This window comes from Bremerella alba, assembly GCF_013618625.1.
Taxonomy (GTDB): domain Bacteria; phylum Planctomycetota; class Planctomycetia; order Pirellulales; family Pirellulaceae; genus Bremerella; species Bremerella alba.
The window spans coordinates 15,452-32,919 of record NZ_JABRWO010000008.1 but is presented as its reverse complement, the minus strand read 5'-3'; the positions used below and the strand labels follow the sequence as shown (position 1 = coordinate 32,919).

Here is a 17,468-nt window from a genome sequence, read left to right as displayed (position 1 = left end):
GAAAGTTTGGTAACTTAGTGCGTTCACCCCTAGTCTTGTAGCTTCCCTCACCTAGAGCTTGCCAATTATGCAAAAACAACTTGTTTTCGCCCTTTTTGTTGCGATCTCCTCTGTCTTTTCGGCGTGGCAAAACGCATCGGCGGCGGATCGACCGAATCTGATTTTCCTGCTGACCGACGACCAACGCTGGGACGCGCTGGGCTGCATGGGCAATCCGATGATCAAGACACCCCACATCGATCGCCTGGCCAAGGAAGGTGTCGTCTTCGAGAATGCCTTCGCGACGACGGCCATCTGCGCGATCAGCCGGACCTCGTTTATTACCGGGCAATATGCTCGTCGCCACGGCATCGTCGACTTCCGCGCTACGCTTAGCCCCGAGGCGTTCAGCCAGACGTTCCCTGCTTTGCTTCGCGCAGACGGATACCAAACGGCTTTCATCGGCAAATGGGGCATTGGCAATAAGCTGCCTGCCGATCAGTACGACTACTGGAAAGGTTTCCCCGGCCAAGGCAAGTACTTCGTCGACGGTCGCCCTCACATGACCAAGCACTTGGAAGATCAGACGCTCGAGTTCCTCGACACGTGTTCGCCAGAAAAGCCCTTCTGCCTGCAGGTCAGCTTCAAAGCGGCTCATTGCCAAGATGGCCCTGGCTGGCAGTTTCAACACGCCCCTAAGTACACCGACTATTATGCGGACGAAGCAGTTGTGCCAGCGGAAACCGCCGACAACGAGCACTACCAGAAACTTCCGCAGCAGCTGCAAGGAGGCGAATCACGCGTTCGCTGGGAACGTCGCTTCGATGGAGATGAGATGCTCCAGAAGAACGTCAAGGACTATTACCGATTGCTGACCGGTGTCGACGATTTCGTCGGGGCAATGGTCGCCAAGTTGGAAGAGAAGAAGCTCGCCGACAACACCGTGATCTTGTTCACTTCCGATCATGGGTTCTTCCTGGGCGAGCACGGCTTGGCCGGCAAGTGGCTGATGTATGAAGAGTCGATTCGGATCCCCATAATCATCTTCGACCCGCGACTTCCTAAAGACCAACGCGGGCAACGCCGCGAAGAAATGGCCCTGAGCATCGACGTCGCTCCGACCCTGCTAGAGCTGGCCGGCATTAAGCCACCTGCCGTCATGCAGGGACAAAGTCTGAAGGGGCTCGTCGAAGGCAATCAGTCCAGCCCCTGGCGGACCGCGTTCCATTACGAGCACCTCTTTCCGCACGCTACGATTCCGCAAAGCGAAGGAGTGCGTGAGGATGGCTGGAAGTACGTCTTCTACCCGAAGACCAAACCGCAACTCGAGCAACTGTTCGATCTGCAACAAGACCCGCACGAGGTCAACAACCTGGCCGATGACCCTCAGCATGCCCAAAAGCTGAAGGCAATGCAGGGTCAACTTGAAGAGATGCGAACGTCGCTCAAGTAGGCATTACGCTTAAGCTTGTCATCGCTTGCTTCCTGCCCAATCTGACGGCAGGAAGCCCCCGTCTGTGGGCCAACTTCTCGCTTTCCGTTGGCGAGATGCAATCCCTTCGGTACGATGAACCAAACGCAAACGTTAGGCGTTCGGTATCGGGAGTCGCCGATGGCTCGAAGTTCTGATTCTGTTTCTGAATTGCCACCCAGGTTTTCGCTCTGGGCACTGGCCATCGTGATGGCATTATGCGGCGTGGTCTTTGCCATCCTGCGTCTGGTCGGCCCCTTCGGCGCTTACATGACGGTTCTCTTTTTGATCGTTTCGCTGGTGCACCTGGGAGCTTCATATCTCAGTCATCGCCTCGGATCGCAGAGAAAGAAGCGTCGCCAGCAGCAAGAGCCATCCCCATGCCAACCCCCTGCCCTCGCTCGCCAATGGAAGCCACCCAACTTGGCCGAGCGCACAGGGCTTTCGTCTTGGCAGATCCAATTGCTCAGCCAAGCCACGCTAGCCGGAGCTTTAATTGGCGCCTTAGGCAGCACCTGGGTGCCATCTCAGCAGTTCAACTACGCCGTGATGGGAGTCTGCGTAGTTAGCTGCGCAGCACTGACCGGCATGGGATGCTTTGTGCTGAGCAACTTGATCGAGCATGCCTGACGATGCCTAATATCGGCTCGGTAAGACGAATACCCACAAGCGAGTGAATAGCAAGATAGAGGCCCAGTCCACAAGCGGCGAATGCTCTCGGCACATGCCCAAGCGGCACACGCAATTCTTTAACAAGCCCATCTATAAGCCGCACGTCGGCAACGTCGGTCCAGGTTCAAAGGCCTAGACCATGCAGAGAGAGCTTGCGAACTGCTGCGTTAGTCCTGCGGCTTTTCAACGCGGTGAACGACCACGATATATTCGGCCGACTGCATGATGCCGCCGCCGGTGATGAAGACCACACGGTCACCTTCTTCCAGGTAGCCGTTGGAAAGGCCCCACTGGTCGATGAAGCGGCGTAGCTGAATGCCGTTATGCACGGGGGCATTGGCAATCGGTGTGACACCCCAGTACAAGCACATGCGACGCAGTGCGGCGTCGGAGTCGCTCACGCTGATGGTGGGAATGGCGTCTCGCAGTTTGGCCTTGGTCAAAGCCGTACCGCCGGTTCGCGTCGCGGTGACCAGTAGTTTGGCGTTCAGATGTTCTGCGGTGATCGATGCACCAGACACGACGGCCTGAGTGATTGGGTGCACCTGAGCGACGCGGTTGTCAATCTTGCGAGCTGGTCCGCGTTCGGCCATCCACATCTTTTCGGTGGCCAGCATGATGCGGTTCATCATCTTCACCACGGCCACTGGATGCACACCCACGGCCGTTTCGCCGGAAAGCATGCACGCATCGGCACCATCCAAAATGGCGTTGGCCACGTCGGTTGCTTCGGCACGGGTAGGACGATTAGAAGTCGTCATGCTATCGAGCATCTGCGTCGCGACGATCACCGGGCGACCGATTCGCGAACAGGTCGACACAATCAGTTTCTGCGAAGCGGCCACTTCGGCAACGTCGATCTCGACGCCCAGGTCACCACGGGCAACCATCACGCCGTTCGACTCGCGGACGATCTCTTCGAGGTTGTCGAGTGCTTCGCGCTTTTCAATTTTGGCAATGATGAACGCACGTGACTCGTGCTGCATCAACAGGTCGCGCAGTTGACGAAGATCGTCTGCTGATCGGACAAAGCTCAGACTCACATAGTCGAGATCGTTCTCGGCGGCCCACTTCACGTGTTCGATGTCTTGCGGGGTCAGCGCTTCAACGCTGAGCTTGGTGCCAGGCAGGTTAATCCCCTGCCGGCTACGGATGGGACCCGCTTGGACGACCTTACAAGTTGCTGTGTCGGCCGTTTTTTCGATCACCGTCATCATGACCGTACCATCGGCCAGCATGACATCGTTGCCAACTTCCAACTCGTCGACCAACGGCGTGTAGTTACACGTCAGGGTCTTCTCTTCGGAGCAGTCTTCGCCCCGAATGAATGTGTAGATCTCGTCTTCGTGGCAATGCACGATATCGTCGGGCAATATCCCCAGTCGAATCTTTGGACCGGAAAGGTCAGCCAGGGCCGCGATTGGACGACCGACCTTGGCACTGATCTCGCGGATATTCCGCACGACTTCGGAATGATCCTTCAAGTCGCCGTGGGCAAGGTTCACGCGGAATACGTCCACGCCAGCGATGACCAGTTCTTCCAACATTTCCGGAGTGCGGCAAGCCGGACCCACGGTGGCGACGATTTTCGTGCGAGCACGGTTCGGAAAGATTCGAGCGGCAGACATAGCTTCGTAGCCAGTTTAATGGTGGATGCGGAAAGTCAAGAGAACGACACGCATAACTCTAGCCCATCGCTTAGCGCATGACGATGGGGTTTTCCGAATCCTTAACCATTGTGTTTGCCCAAACAGCGTGGTTCTTTCTCACTTTGAGGCTTATTCCATTTGAAAAACTTATGGCCACTACATACTAGGGAGACCGTTACGACCTAGATCCCGCCTTACGGGGATCGTTTTACCTCACTGAAAGACCGTCCTCGATCTGCGGCGAAACATGAAGACTGCCGATTTTTTGAATTTGACGGTACCCCAACCTTCTCAAGACGATTATAAACTAACATGCCCCATTACCTTGCCGATTAGTCAGGACCTCGTCCCCTTGCATAGTAGACTGGGCTGATTCCAGCCAAACCAATACTGCGGATTCACTTAATTCGTCCCGTCTAATCAACTAGTCGTTCATTCAACCAGGGAGCTTTCACCTTGAGTTCACGTTCTACCGATCGACGATCCTTTCTGAAAACTTCCGCCGCAACTGCCGCAGCGGTCTCCGTTCCCTACTTCTATACCAGCCAAACGGCCCAGGCAGATGAGCAAAAATCGAGTGAGTCGAACGATCGACCGCTGGTTGGCTGCATTGGTACCGGTAGCCGTTGGAATGCCGTAGGCCCTAACGCCATGCAACTGGGCGACGTGGTCGCGGTTTGCGATGTCGATGCCAACCACGCCAACGGGGCGAAAAAGAAAGTTACCGATATCCAGTCGAAAAAGGGTGTCGAGCGGAAGGTCGACGTCTACGAGGATTACCAGAAGGTCCTAGATCGCGACGACATCGAAATTGTCACGATCGTAACCACCGATCACTGGCACTCCAAAATTGCCATCGACGCGATGAAAGCAGGCAAGGATGTCTACTGCGAAAAGCCACTCACGCTGACCATCGACGAAGGCAAGAAGATCTGCCAAGTCGCCAAAGAGACTGGTCGCGTCTTTCAGGTCGGTACGCAGCAGCGCAGTGAAATGGGCTTGAAGTTCCTTAAGGCGATCGCCTTGATTCGAGACGGACGGATTGGCGATATCGAGCACATTGCTGTCGCAATCGGCGGTTCACCTACCAGCAATTCGATTCCCGTGGCCGAGGTTCCTAACGGATTGAACTGGGAGAAGTGGCTCGGTCAGGCTCCCCTGGTCGACTATCGCTGGGGCAAAGAAGGCAAGAACGCCAAGACCCGCTGCCACTACGAGTTCCGCTGGTGGTACGAATACTCTGGCGGCAAGCTGACCGACTGGGGTGCTCACCACGTCGATATTGCTCAATGGGGACTCGATCAGACCGGCGAAGGTCAGGGGCCTAGCTCGATCGAACCGATCTACGCCAAGCATCCGGTCGAATTCAAAGACGGCATGCCGGTTCAAGACGACCGCTATAACTGTGCGACAAACTTCCACGTCAAAGCAGCATTCGACAACGGCGTGGTCATGGATATCAAGGACTCGCACGAGGATGACCTGGGATTTGGCAACGGGATCATGTTTACCGGTACCAAAGGCCGCTTCCTGGTCAACCGCGGCAAGCTCGTGGGTGCCCCGGTCGACGAGCTTAAAGAGAATCCATTGCCGGAAGATGCGATCGCCCAGGTCTACGGCGGTAAGGCACCTGCTTCACGTAACGCCCACATGGCGAACTTCTTCGAATGCGTGAAGACGCGAAAACTGCCGATTTCCGACGTGTTTACGCATCATCGCGCCCTGACCACTTGCCACCTCTCGAATATCGCTATTCGCCTGAACCGCTCGTTGAAGTGGGATCCGAAGAGCGAGCAGATCGTGGGCGACGACCAAGCCAACGCGATGTTATCAAGGGAAGCTCGCCAAGGTTACGAAGTGACCGTATAATCGCAACACCCATCATGCACTCCCACGCAACCCCTGGTTCGTCCTGATCGGATCAGGGGTTTTTGTTTGCAGCGCCGACTCGATATCCATTCAACTTATTAAAGACGTAGAACGACAACGGTGACATACTGGAAGGATAAAGTCGCGGTGGTAACCGGGGCCTCGCAAGGTTTTGGTAGGGCCCTCGCCCAGCAGCTCATTCAGCAAGGATGCCACGTTGTACTGGCTGCCCGGGACGAGCAAAAACTGCACGCGACAATGACGGAACTGGACGCCGACGGAAAGCTCACCCACGCGGTACCCACCGACGTAACCAACGACGATGACGTGGTGAACCTCTTCGAGGAAATCCAACAGAAATACGGCAAACTCGACGCGTTGTTCAACGTCGCCGGGACCAGTGCCCGTGGCCTGGTCTGCGAGACGTCGATTGACGAGTTTCTGTGCTCGTACGATTTGAACGTCCTGTCGGCAGTTCGCTGCGTTCAAGGGGCCAGGCCCCTGCTGGAAGCTTCGCGAGGGCACATCGTCAACATGGGTTCGTTGGCCAGCAAAAGTGCGTCGAAGTTCATCGGTCCCTATGCCGCATCCAAGTTTGCATTGGCAGGGCTAAATCATCAACTGCGGCTGGAAATGGCCGAGGCCGGCATCCATGTGATGCTGGTCTGCCCCGGTCCCATTGCCCGCGAAGATGCCGGAACGCGGTACGCCCAGCAAACCACCGACCTGCCTGATTCGGCTTCCCAACCAGGCGCCGGGGTGAAGGTTAAAGCGATCGATCCCCAAACGCTTGCCGAGCGGGTCCTTGCTGGCTGTGAAAAACGTCAAACTGAAATCGTTGTTCCCGGTAAGGCTCGGCTGTTGTTTGCCATCTCTCAGCTTTCTGGAGCCTGGGGAGATTGGGTTTTACGACGATTTACGTCTTCGTGAAACACGTTGCCACGCGTTGGGAAATTTCTCAGATGCCTGAGAGTTCGGTTGGTTGAATCGCCCCTGGCCAAGGCTTATGATGCACAGCACCTACCTTGCCTCAAACGCTTTTCATCCATCCTCTAGAGTTGCCCCATGACTTATCACCTTTCTAATCTGAGTCTGCGCTTACTGCTGTTGGCGATCGTCACGACTTGCTCTGCCAAGTTGTCGTGGGCTCAAGAGGGTTCAGAGCCTAAGCAACCAAACTTCGTCGTGATCTTCTGCGACGACCTGGGCTACGGTGATTTAGGTTGCTTTGGCAATCCTACGATACGGACAAAACATCTCGACCGGATGGCCGGCGAGGGGATGAAGTTCACCCAGTTTTATGTTGCGGCCCCGGTTTGCACGCCCAGCCGTGCGGCTTTAATGACCGGCCGGTTGCCGTGCCGTAACGGCATGTGCAGCAATCGGCGACGCGTCTTGTTCCCGAACTCGAAAGGGGGACTCCCGACCGAAGAAGTCACGATTGCAGAAGCCTTGCAAGAGGGTGGCTACGCAACGGCGTGTATCGGCAAATGGCATCTGGGGCATCACAAGCAGTTTCTGCCCACCAACCATGGATTCGACTACTACTTCGGAATCCCTTATTCCAACGACATGGATCGCAGCAGTTCGGCCCCTAAAGGGCATCCATCTTTTTGGGATCCGAAGATCGAATACTTTCAGGTTCCCTTGATGCGGAACGAAGAAATTATCGAGCGTCCGGCCGATCAAACGACGATTACCCGGCGTTATACCGAAGAGGCCATCCAGTTCATTGACGCCAACCAAGACAAGCCATTTTTTGTTTACTTGGCGCACTCGATGCCGCACGTGCCGCTGTTTCGTTCGCCGGAATTTGAAGGGGTCAGCCGACGCGGATACTACGGCGACGTGATCGAAGAAATCGATTGGAGCGTGGGGCAGGTTCTGCAAAAGCTTCGTGACACAGGCCTCGACGAAAATACGCTCGTCGTTTTTACGAGCGACAACGGACCCTGGCTAACCTACAAGGATCATGGTGGCTCGGCGGGTCCGCTACGTGATGGCAAAGGAAGCACTTTCGACGGCGGCATGCGTGAACCGACCATCTTCTGGTGGCCGAAGACCATCCCGGCTGCGGAAGTCGCCGCAGATGTGGGCAGCACTATGGACCTGCTGGCAACGTTTACGTCGCTGGCCGGCTTGCCGCTTCCTTCCGATCGCAAGCTCGACAGCTACGACCTGACCCCGGTCCTTAAGCAAACCGGCAAGAGCCAACGCGAGGCACTCTTCTATTATCGTGGGTACGACTTGATGGCCGTACGTGTTGGCCCTTGGAAGATGCATTTAAAGACACGAACAGGATATGGCCAAGCAAAAGCGGAAGTCCACAAAACGCCGCTGCTATATCACTTGGAAGAAGACCCCGGCGAATCGCGTAATCTGGCCAAGGACAACCCCGAGGTCATTCAGTCGATTCAAGAATTGATTCAAGAACACCAGAAGGAAATGGTGTTTGCCGATTCCCAGCTCGAACTCTAAGAGCGAACACTTCACACCCCTAATTGGAAAGAACCATGACAGCGTTTCCTGAAGTTGGAAAGATCGAATACGAAGGTCCCGAGTCGCGTAATCCGCTGGCCTTCCGTTGGTACAACCCAGACGAAGTGGTCGAAGGAAAGACCATGAAGGAGCACTTCCGCTTCAGCGTGGTTTACTGGCACACGTTCCGCGGCACCGGGTCCGATCCGTTCGGTCCCGGCACGGCTGTGCGTCCCTGGGACGATGGCACCGAATCGGTCGAGAACGCCGTCAATCGCGTAAAGGTCGCTTTCGAGTTTATCGAAAAACTCGGCGCCCCTTACTATGCGTTTCACGATCGCGATGTCGCTCCGGAAGGTGCCAACCTGAAGGAAACCTATAAGAACTTCGACACCGTCGTCGACGCGTTAGAAGCCGAACAGCAGCGCACCGGGATCAAGCTGTTGTGGGGCACGGCCAACATGTTCAGCAATCCTCGCTTCATGCATGGTGCGGCCACCAGTTGCAATGCCGACGCGTTCGCGTATGCGGCGTGCAGCGTCAAGAAGGCTTTGGAAGTTACCAAACGCCTGGGCGGCGAGAGCTATGTGTTTTGGGGCGGCCGCGAAGGCTATCAGAACCTGCTCAACACCGATATGAAGCGCGAGCTCGATCACCTCGGCAAGTTCTTCCACCTGGCGGTCGATTACGCCAAGGAAATCGGTTTCGACGGTCAGTTTTTGATCGAACCTAAGCCCAAAGAGCCTACCAAGCACCAATACGACTTCGATTCGGCCCACTGCCTGGCGTTTCTTAAGTCGTACGACTTGGATAAGCATTTCAAGATGAACCTCGAGACCAACCACGCCACCCTGGCTGGTCATACCATGCAGCACGAACTGGAGTACTGCGGGACCAACGGCATCTTGGGCTCGATCGACGCCAACACCGGCGACCTGCTCTTGGGTTGGGATACGGACCAGTTCCCGACGAACTATTACCTGACCACCGAATGCATGCTTTCGATTCTGAAGTTCGGTGGTTTGGGGACCGGTGGCGTCAACTTCGATGCCAAGGTTCGCCGAGAAAGCTTCGAGCCGCTCGACCTGTTCTACGCCCATATCGGCGGTATGGATGCTTTCGCAAAGGGGCTGAAGATTGCGGCCGCCATTCGGGCCGATGGCAAGCTCGACCAGTTCGTCAAAGAACGCTACGCGAGTTGGGATTCCGGCGTTGGTGCCGAGATTGAAGCCGACAAGCACGACTTCAAGACGCTCGAAGCTTACATGCTCGAAAAGGGAGATGTCAGCCCGAACAGCAGTGGTCGGCAGGAACTGTTGGAACACATCTTCAACATGTATATGTAATCACCGCAAACACGGGATAGTGGCCTATGGGTGGCCGTTTGAACGACTAAAATGGATTGCCAACCACCAGGGGCGGCAATCCATTTTTTTATTGTGGCCCACCATTAACATTGGCAGAGGGCCCTTGACGTGCAACCAGAGAAAGACAGCTGCTACCGAGGAGAAACGGCGGAAACCCGGGCCTGGAAGGCTGCCGACGTGGAACAGGAAAACAAACAGCTGAAACAGCGTGTCGCGGAACTGGAAAACATTCTTTGCTCGGTTCCAGTGCACATCGTCACCATCAATCCGGATGGTGAACTGACCTATGTCAACTACTTCTCACAAGAGCTCTATGACAAAATCGTGGGCCACAACATCCGCGATTTCGTTTCCCCGGAAGATGGCAAGATCTTAGAGGAAACGCTCCATCGTGTCCTGACCGAAGGTAAAATACAAAAAGCCAGGGTTCGCAGCTTAGCCTCGAATACGATTCAGCAAGCTCGCTACGCGCCGCTAACGACGAGTGATGGAAAGCAAGTCATTGTTGGGGCCACGTTCGATGCAACCGACGAACAAGAAGAAGTCCATGCACTCCAGGAAAGCAAGGAGAAGATCGAGGCCCAACTGAGCGAGAGTGACAAACGATTCCGCACGATGGTCGAGACGACACCCATCCCGGTGGTGATCTCCGACATGGAGACAGGACGCGTGTTGACTGGAAACCGCGCACTCGCCGATGCATTTGCCACCTCCTACGAAACCCTGCAAGAGCAGATGACCGGGGAGTTTTATGCAGACCCTGCCCAACGTCAGGCACTTCTCGATCGCGTTGTTAGTGGTGGCTCGATTCGGGGTAGGACTATGAAACTGAAAACAGCCGAAGGCAACATCTGGTGGGCTGCGGTTTACTTGGATCGGATCAACTTCGCCGGCCGCACTGCCCTTTTGGCATGTTTTTTGGATATTAGTGTTCGCAAGCAACGTGAGGAAGAGATCTTACGTGATCGCCGTGCACTTCGACGTTTGCTCGATACCAACGAACGCGATCGACGGTTAATTGCCTATGAGATCCACGATGGCGTTGTCCAAGATATGACCGGTGCGTTGATGTTTCTGCAAACAGGGCTCAGCCTGATTCCCTCAGATACCGACGGACACCAGGAGCTAAGTCGCGGAACCCAGTTGCTATCCAACGGGATCGGCGAAATTCGCCGACTTCTCAATGGCCTCCGACCGCTGAGCTTAGAACAAGGAGGGGTCATCGCGGCCCTCGACGATCTGGTAACTCGCCTGACCGAAGAGGGATTCATGGTCGACTTTTACCACGACGTTCAATTCGAACGCCTTGCCCCTTCACTAGAGATGGCCATCTACCGCACGATTCAAGAGGGAGTGAACAATGCCCGCAAGCATAGTGACACCCATCATGCTCGGGTAACGATCCAGCAAGAGGACAAAACGATCTTGCTGCGTATCGCGGATCAAGGATGCGGCTTCGATCCAAGTCAGGTCGACCCTAGTCGCTGCGGACTCTCGGGGATTCACGAGCGAGCAAGTTTGCTGGGGGGAACAGCCCAGATCGAGACTTCTCTCGGTAAGGGAACGACCATTTCGGTCACGCTCCCGTTGAGTGACTTTATCGACGGTGACTAACTGACGGTACTGGGCACCAACGACTTAACAATTTCCGGAACGCTTATCACCAACGACAAGTGTCCGCCACCTAACTGGGCGACGCCACTGATCCGGTTGCAATTCTCCAGCACGTTCTGCAGATCGTTGACAACCACTTTACGTTTGCCGATCACGCGATCGACCAGAAAGCATGCTGCCCCTTGCTTGCTGGCGACCAAAACGGCGGCATGCTTGGACTTGTCTTCCCAATTCTCGGACGAATAGAGTTCCATCTGCTGGGCCAACGACACCACCGAAACTGTCTGCCCTCGCACAATCGTCATAGGAAGACCATGGCAGGTCTTTATCTCGTCAGATTCGATTTCCATCACTTCGCGAATATTCTCGAAGGGAATGATGAACTGCTCTTGAGCAACATTCACCAGCAGACCTTCAATCACTAACACGGCCTGACGAATTGGTATTTCAATCGTAAACGTCGTCCCCTCGTTGACCACCGACTCGACATGGACATCGCCGTCGTGATCGCGAATCGTGGTCCGGACAACATCCATTCCCACGCCCCGCCCAGAGACATCGGTGATTTCTTCTGCGGTTGAAAAGCCCGGATGGAAAATTAAGTCGATGACCTCCGTATCAGGCATCATTTGGAGCTGTTCCACCGGCATAATCTTCTTGTCGATGGCCTTCTGGCGAATACGACTGGCATCGATACCACGCCCATCGTCCCGGATCGTGATAACGACATGGGTGCGCGTCGTTTCGGCCCTGATCCACAAGTTTCCGGTTTCGCAAACGCCACGCTGTTGTCGCTGCTGGGGCGTTTCGATGGCATGGTCGGCCACGTTGCGAATCATGTGCGTCAATGGTGAATCAAGGTCCTCGATCAACGACTTGTCGACCTCGACTTCTTCTCCTTCGATGTGGACATCGATTTGCTTGCCCAGGTCACTTGCCAACTTGCGAGCCATCGGAGGAAACTTAGATAACAAAGCCCGCACCGGCACTTTTCGGAGCGAAACGACACTCTTTTGCAGTTCATTGGCCTGTGTCGAAAAGGTGACATTGACTTGACGCAGTTCTTCTACCAATTCGCCAATCGTTTCCGACACGGCCATCCGAGCTTGGACATCTTTCAGACGCTCACAGGTAATAAACAGCGCCGAAACGTCATCGAGGAAGCGATCGAGGTGATTCTCGTTGACACGAATCGAGCGCGACCGTTTCGCATGCTGACCGGCCGGAGTCTCCGGCGCAGCGACGTCCGGATTCGGCTCCTTCAGCTTCAGCGAGGTTGTCTCTTCGACCGGCTCTTCTTCTGGGTGGAATCGTTCAATGACCGCGGCCACGTTCTCCCACACCATCGAAAGCAATCCGTCGTCGATGCCGATCGGACTTTCGTAAATGGCTTTGAAATCTCTGGCAGCGGCTTCGATCTTCTCTTGATCGCTCTTGCTGCCGCGCAGACGACAAACCATCGAAAAGTCGGCCAAGCGATCGAGAACCTGGGCAGATCGTTCATCGTTCCACGCTCCATCTTCCGGCCAGACAAATGCCTGAGCTACGCCGTGAACCAAAGCCGAAACGTCTTCGCCGCTGATTTCAAAATACCCGCTTAGAACATCCTTAGGTTCAATTGCCGAACCTTCTTCCGACTCGGCTCCTTCCTCGGTATTGCCGATGAGTTCCGACAGTTTATCGGACCATCGCAACGATTCGGGAAAGCCAGCAGCGTTCATCTCTTCTGCCAGCGTTTGCAATTCGCGGATCATCGCTTCTTCGCCGGTACCACCCCCTTCCGAGTCGAGTGACAATTCGGCGATACGTTCCAGCAGGGCGACTTCCTCAGGCGACAGTTCGTCGCGAATGTCATTCTGCTCGACTTGCTGGAGAAGTCCATTGATTCGATCGAACGAATCGATCAGCGATCGGTTCAGATCTTCTGTCAACGCAAGCTTCTGATTTCGGATGTCATCCAGTGTGTTTTCGACCGAATGAGCGAACTTCTTAATAGCCGATAGGCCAAAGAAACCAGCATTACCTTTGATCGAATGGACCGTACGAAAGACACCATTGATCGAATCCGAATTGGCCGGATTGTTCAAATAGGCCGTCATCTGATCAGCGAGTCCATGAATCGAGTGAAGCGATTCATCGATAAACGCCAAGAGAAGTTCGTCGTTGGGATCTACGGTAGTATTCATGATGATTCTCTGAATGGCTGATTAAGCGCGTAACCAAGTCTCAGATACACTGAGAGGCTCTGGCGCCGCTCAACTCGCTGTCTCGGCGATTCTTCAATTCATGCAGACATTGCCACCATCGCTCTACTTTGACGAAGGTTGCATCTAACGATTCCAATAACGGTGTGAAGTCTGGCATCGGCTTGAAAAAACAGGCCTCTGCGCCGCCACGCAGCGATTCCAGGACGGTCATCTGCGAAACCAGGCCCGTCATCATGATGACCTGAATACCGCCATCGTAGGCCTTGATCTCTTGCAGTAACTGCAAACCAGTGACGCGGGGCATATCGATATCGAGGATGCAAACGCGGCAGTTCGTGTCCAGTAAGTGTTTCAAAGCATGTTCCGGATTGCCTAAGGACGTGACCTGGTAGCCAGCCTTGGTTAGCCGATGCTTTGTGATCTTCAGGAAGTCGTCGTCGTCGTCGACATGAAGAACTTGCTTCTCATGATTGAGTGAAATGGATGCCATCACCTGTCCCATTTTTTTACAAAACGCAGAACTATTCCTGGCAAGAGTAGGCCGTAATTCGCGCCCAGCAAGCAGACAACTAGAAAGCCGACGATCGGCTATCGGCATCTTGCGGGTAACCGCTTAGAAACGGACGCCGCGAACCTTCAATGCTTCACGCAAGTCGGCAGGCTCGGTGAACAATACAGCGTCATAACCCGCATTGGCAGCACCAGCCACATTTTCCGGACGATCGTCCACAAAGAAGATATTTTCCGGTGCGACCTCACATAGTGCAGCTGCTTTCCGGTAGATCTCGGGATCTGGCTTCATCGTGCCCAGTCGAAAGCTCAGCGCGTGAACGGGGAAGTACTCATTGAGAAAGGGAAACGGTTTCCCCAGGCAATACTCCCAGTGGGCATCGCATGTATTAGAAAGGATCCCCATTCGCTTTCCGGTCGCATGCAGCGCCGCCGCGATTTCAATCGTCCCGGGAATCGGATGGAAGATATGCGAGGCCGCATGGCAAACGTCTTCCAGATTGGGGCTAACATCGTAGCGATCGCACAGCCAGCGATGCAGTTCAAGCGTGGTGATCTGGCCCCGTTCGTACTTCCACTGCTCGCCTGAGTGAAAGACATCGTTACGGATGACTTCAGCGGTAGTTCCCAAGACGTCTGCCAATTGGCGACAAGCGATCTCGTGATCGAAGTCGAGCAGCACCTTCCCCAGATCGAAGTAAAAGAACTCGATGGTAGAACTCGTTTCCGCCACGACTCACAACTTCTTCAAACGAATGTTGCGATACCAAGCTTCGCACTTCGGTCCGGAATGAATCTGCAGACCGAGAATGCCTGACTGGGGGATATTGTCGTCCGGTTCGTGATAATCGACCGTTTTGACATCACCGACCCAAATCTGAATGTGCTTGCCTTGGGCTCGAATCTTAAGAGGAACGAATTCTTTGTCGGCAATCGCCTTCCTGATCTTTTCCGAGTCTCCCTCGGCCAGGAATTCTCGCCGACGCGACTCATCGTAGAGCGCACCCCAAATGGGCTTGTTCCCAACCCAGCCCATATCGCACTGATAGCCAATCACTTCGTGGTGATCGGGGATGCGTTTGCTGCGAAATTGAACCCCGGCGTTCTTGCCATCGCCCACCAGCTTTGCCTCGAGAGTCAGTTCAAAGTCGGCGAACTCTTGTTCAGTGCAAAGGAATTCATTGCGTGGGATATCTTGGTCTAAACGCCCGGCGACAACGGCCCCGTTCTCGATGCGGAACCAGTCGAGATTTCCTTCCCAGCCGGCGAAGGAATCTTGATTGAAAAGCAAGTCTTCGTCGGTCTCGGCGAACACGATCGAGGCTCTGCCTAGTGTTAACACGCAGAGTGTGAACAAGCAGGTAAGTAGCAGAAAATTAGTTTTCATACTCGCGGTGGGCTCCCGAGGTGGGTCGCACGGGTGAGTGGGAAGGGGTTGGCCTATCCCTTAATTTTACCTCAAGGTCCCACCCCAAGTCAGAGCAGAAATGCCGGTATTTGCATGGTTAAGGGAGTTTTTCCGCAATTCCTGCCGATCCTGGCAGCAATTCGCTTGTCTGGCTAGAATAACGGATTCCTTATTGATGACTCTCGCCCCTCTAGTAAGTAGCAGGTACCTTCGCGTGTCCCAGCCCCTGAACAAGTACAGCTCGCGTATCACCCAACCCAAAAGCCAAGGTGCATCCCAGGCCATGTTGTATGGAACCGGGATGACCGAAGACGACATGCAAAAGGCGCAAGTCGGCATTTGCAGCGTCTGGTATGAAGGTAATACCTGCAATATGCACCTCAACGAGCTTGGCGAAGAGGTGAAAAAAGGGGTCGTCGGTGCCGACATGGTCGGCATGCGGTTCAACACCATCGGCGTGAGCGATGGTATTTCGATGGGTACCGAAGGGATGAGCTTTTCGCTACAGTCCCGCGACCTGATCGCCGATTCGATCGAAACGATCATGGGTGGTCAGTGGTACGACGGGTTGGTGGCCATTCCTGGCTGCGACAAAAACATGCCTGGCTGTTTGATCGCCATGGGTCGGCTCAACCGCCCTGCCCTGATGGTTTACGGTGGCACGATCAAGCCTGGCCATCGCAACGGAGACAAGCTGGATGTCGTCTCGGCCTTTCAATGTTACGGCCAATTTCTTGCCGGAACGATTTCGGAAGACGAACGTAAAGAGATCGTTCGTAAGTCGTGCCCCGGTGCAGGTGCTTGTGGCGGAATGTACACGGCCAACACCATGGCCTCGGCCATTGAAGCCTTGGGCATGTCGTTGCCCTTCTCGGCCAGCATTCCGGCCGAAGACCCCGGCAAGATCGAAGAGTGTCACCAAGCCGGTGCCGCGATTCGTAACCTACTTGAAAAAGACATCAAGCCGCGAGATATCATGACTCGCGAAGCTTTCGAGAACGCCATGGTCATTGTCATGGCCCTAGGTGGCTCGACCAATGCTGTGCTGCACTTGATTGCCATGGCCCGTAGCGTGGACATCGACCTGGGCTTGGAAGACTGGCAGGCTGTCAGCGATCGTGTACCAATGCTGGCCGACTTCAAGCCAAGCGGTAAGTACGTGCAAGAAGACCTGCACAAGATCGGCGGCACCCCGGGCGTGATGAAGTACCTCTTGAAGGAAGGCCTGTTAACTGGTGATTGCCTGACGGTAACCGGCAAGACACTCGCCGAGAACTGCGCCGAAACGCCTGACCTGACCGAAGGTCAGGATATCGTGCGTCCGTTGTCTAATCCGATCAAAAAGACGGGCCACTTGCAGATGCTCTTCGGAAGCCTGGCCCCAGAGGGCGCGGTGGCTAAGATCACCGGCAAAGAAGGGCTTCAATTCAGCGGCCCGGCCAAGGTGTTCGATTCCGAAGAAGACATGCTTCACGCACTGGAAGATAAGAAAATCGTCAAAGGTGACGTGGTTGTCATTCGCTACGAAGGCCCCAAGGGCGGCCCCGGCATGCCGGAAATGCTCACCCCTACCTCGGCCATCATGGGTGCCGGATTGGGTTCGGATGTGGCACTACTGACCGACGGACGCTTCTCTGGCGGTTCTCACGGTTTTATCGTGGGTCACATCACTCCCGAGGCCCAAGTAGGCGGCCCAATCGCATTGGCCCAGGACGGCGACCTCATCACGATCGACGCCGACCAACGCCTGATCGACCTGGACGTATCAGAAGAAGAACTGGCCAAACGTAAAGCGGCCTGGACCGCTCCGGCCTACAAGGTCAAACGAGGCACGCTCTACAAGTACATCAAAAACGTGAAGAGCGCCTCGGAGGGTTGTGTGACCGACGAGTAAGGTCGCTTGGTTCACGCACCCGCGCCAAAACTTGTTGTCATCTGGCGTTATCGGTAGAATTCGTTCATTCAGCAAATGCTCTTTTGGGAGTAGCCGATGACGCCTTACACGGTTGACACACACCCTGAGGCACTCGAGGTTCAATTGAACCTACTTCGTAACATGACTGGTCCGCAGCGTGTCGCAAAGGCGATTACGCTTAGTGGTCAGGTAATCGCCATGTCTAAAGCTGCGATTCGACGCCAATATCCGGAGTTCACCGAGCGGCAGGTCGTGCTGACCTTTGTCGAGCAGAACTATGGCGCCGACTCAGCTCGGTCCGTCGAATTGTTTTTGAAGTCGAAGTGACC

14 protein-coding genes are annotated in these 17,468 nt (G+C 54.9%); 9 read left to right on the top strand and 5 right to left on the bottom strand.

The window, feature by feature from the left end; all coding sequences use genetic code 11:
* The first annotated feature begins 67 nt into the window (after window positions 1–67).
* Together HOV93_RS14375 and HOV93_RS14370 are read left to right on the top strand one after the other, a co-directional pair.
* Window positions 68–1,432 (top strand): sulfatase family protein, encoded by a 1,365-nt coding sequence (locus tag HOV93_RS14375; protein WP_207397213.1) that lies wholly within the window; start codon window positions 68–70, stop codon window positions 1,430–1,432.
* Window positions 1,433–1,591: 159 nt separating this feature from the next.
* Entirely contained in the window at window positions 1,592–2,080 is a 489-nt protein-coding gene (locus HOV93_RS14370) for a hypothetical protein (RefSeq protein WP_207397212.1), read from the top strand.
* Window positions 2,081–2,289: 209 nt separating this feature from the next.
* Here the strand turns inward: HOV93_RS14370 and pyk are convergent, their stop codons facing one another.
* A complete protein-coding gene (gene pyk, locus HOV93_RS14365; RefSeq protein WP_207397211.1) occupies window positions 2,290–3,750 on the bottom strand; it encodes a pyruvate kinase in 1,461 nt (486 codons plus the stop codon).
* 477 nt (window positions 3,751–4,227) lie between these two features.
* Between pyk and HOV93_RS14360 the strand changes: the two genes are divergently transcribed.
* From HOV93_RS14360 to HOV93_RS14340, 5 genes are all read left to right on the top strand, one after another.
* Window positions 4,228–5,640, top strand: coding sequence for a Gfo/Idh/MocA family protein (locus HOV93_RS14360; protein WP_207397210.1), 1,413 nt, complete (start codon window positions 4,228–4,230; stop codon window positions 5,638–5,640).
* A gap of 120 nt (window positions 5,641–5,760) precedes the next feature.
* A complete protein-coding gene (locus tag HOV93_RS14355; RefSeq protein ID WP_207397209.1) occupies window positions 5,761–6,570 on the top strand; it encodes an SDR family NAD(P)-dependent oxidoreductase in 810 nt (269 codons plus the stop codon).
* 135 nt (window positions 6,571–6,705) lie between these two features.
* Window positions 6,706–8,118, top strand: coding sequence for a sulfatase family protein (locus HOV93_RS14350; protein ID WP_207397208.1), 1,413 nt, complete (start codon window positions 6,706–6,708; stop codon window positions 8,116–8,118).
* A 35-nt stretch (window positions 8,119–8,153) separates the two neighbouring features.
* On the top strand, window positions 8,154–9,464 hold the full coding sequence (gene xylA, locus HOV93_RS14345) for a xylose isomerase (protein ID WP_207397207.1): 1,311 nt from the start codon (window positions 8,154–8,156) through the stop codon (window positions 9,462–9,464).
* 129 nt (window positions 9,465–9,593) lie between these two features.
* Entirely contained in the window at window positions 9,594–11,099 is a 1,506-nt protein-coding gene (locus tag HOV93_RS14340) for a PAS domain-containing sensor histidine kinase (RefSeq protein WP_207397206.1), read from the top strand.
* Here the strand turns inward: HOV93_RS14340 and HOV93_RS14335 are convergent.
* The 4 genes from HOV93_RS14335 to HOV93_RS14320 form a co-directional block, all read right to left on the bottom strand.
* Window positions 11,096–13,285: a chemotaxis protein CheA gene (locus HOV93_RS14335; RefSeq protein ID WP_207397205.1), complete on the bottom strand. Its 2,190-nt coding sequence runs from the start codon at window positions 13,283–13,285 to the stop codon at window positions 11,096–11,098. The two genes, HOV93_RS14340 and HOV93_RS14335, sit on opposite strands and share 4 nt — an antisense overlap.
* A 40-nt stretch (window positions 13,286–13,325) precedes the next feature.
* On the bottom strand, window positions 13,326–13,796 hold the full coding sequence (locus HOV93_RS14330; RefSeq protein WP_207397204.1) for a response regulator: 471 nt from the start codon (window positions 13,794–13,796) through the stop codon (window positions 13,326–13,328).
* A gap of 123 nt (window positions 13,797–13,919) precedes the next feature.
* Window positions 13,920–14,549, bottom strand: coding sequence for an HAD family hydrolase (locus tag HOV93_RS14325; RefSeq protein ID WP_207397203.1), 630 nt, complete (start codon window positions 14,547–14,549; stop codon window positions 13,920–13,922).
* A 3-nt stretch (window positions 14,550–14,552) separates the two neighbouring features.
* The gene (locus HOV93_RS14320) at window positions 14,553–15,203 is read right to left on the bottom strand and encodes a 3-keto-disaccharide hydrolase (RefSeq protein WP_207397202.1); all 651 of its coding nucleotides are present in this window, start codon (window positions 15,201–15,203) and stop codon (window positions 14,553–14,555) included.
* 235 nt (window positions 15,204–15,438) lie between these two features.
* Here HOV93_RS14320 and ilvD point away from each other — a divergent pair, with 235 nt between their 5' ends.
* Both ilvD and HOV93_RS14310 read left to right on the top strand, forming a co-directional pair.
* Window positions 15,439–17,118: a dihydroxy-acid dehydratase gene (gene ilvD, locus HOV93_RS14315; RefSeq protein WP_315853416.1), complete on the top strand. Its 1,680-nt coding sequence runs from the start codon at window positions 15,439–15,441 to the stop codon at window positions 17,116–17,118.
* A 96-nt stretch (window positions 17,119–17,214) separates the two neighbouring features.
* The gene (locus HOV93_RS14310) at window positions 17,215–17,466 is read left to right on the top strand and encodes a hypothetical protein (protein ID WP_207397200.1); all 252 of its coding nucleotides are present in this window, start codon (window positions 17,215–17,217) and stop codon (window positions 17,464–17,466) included.
* The last annotated feature ends 2 nt before the right edge of the window (window positions 17,467–17,468 follow it).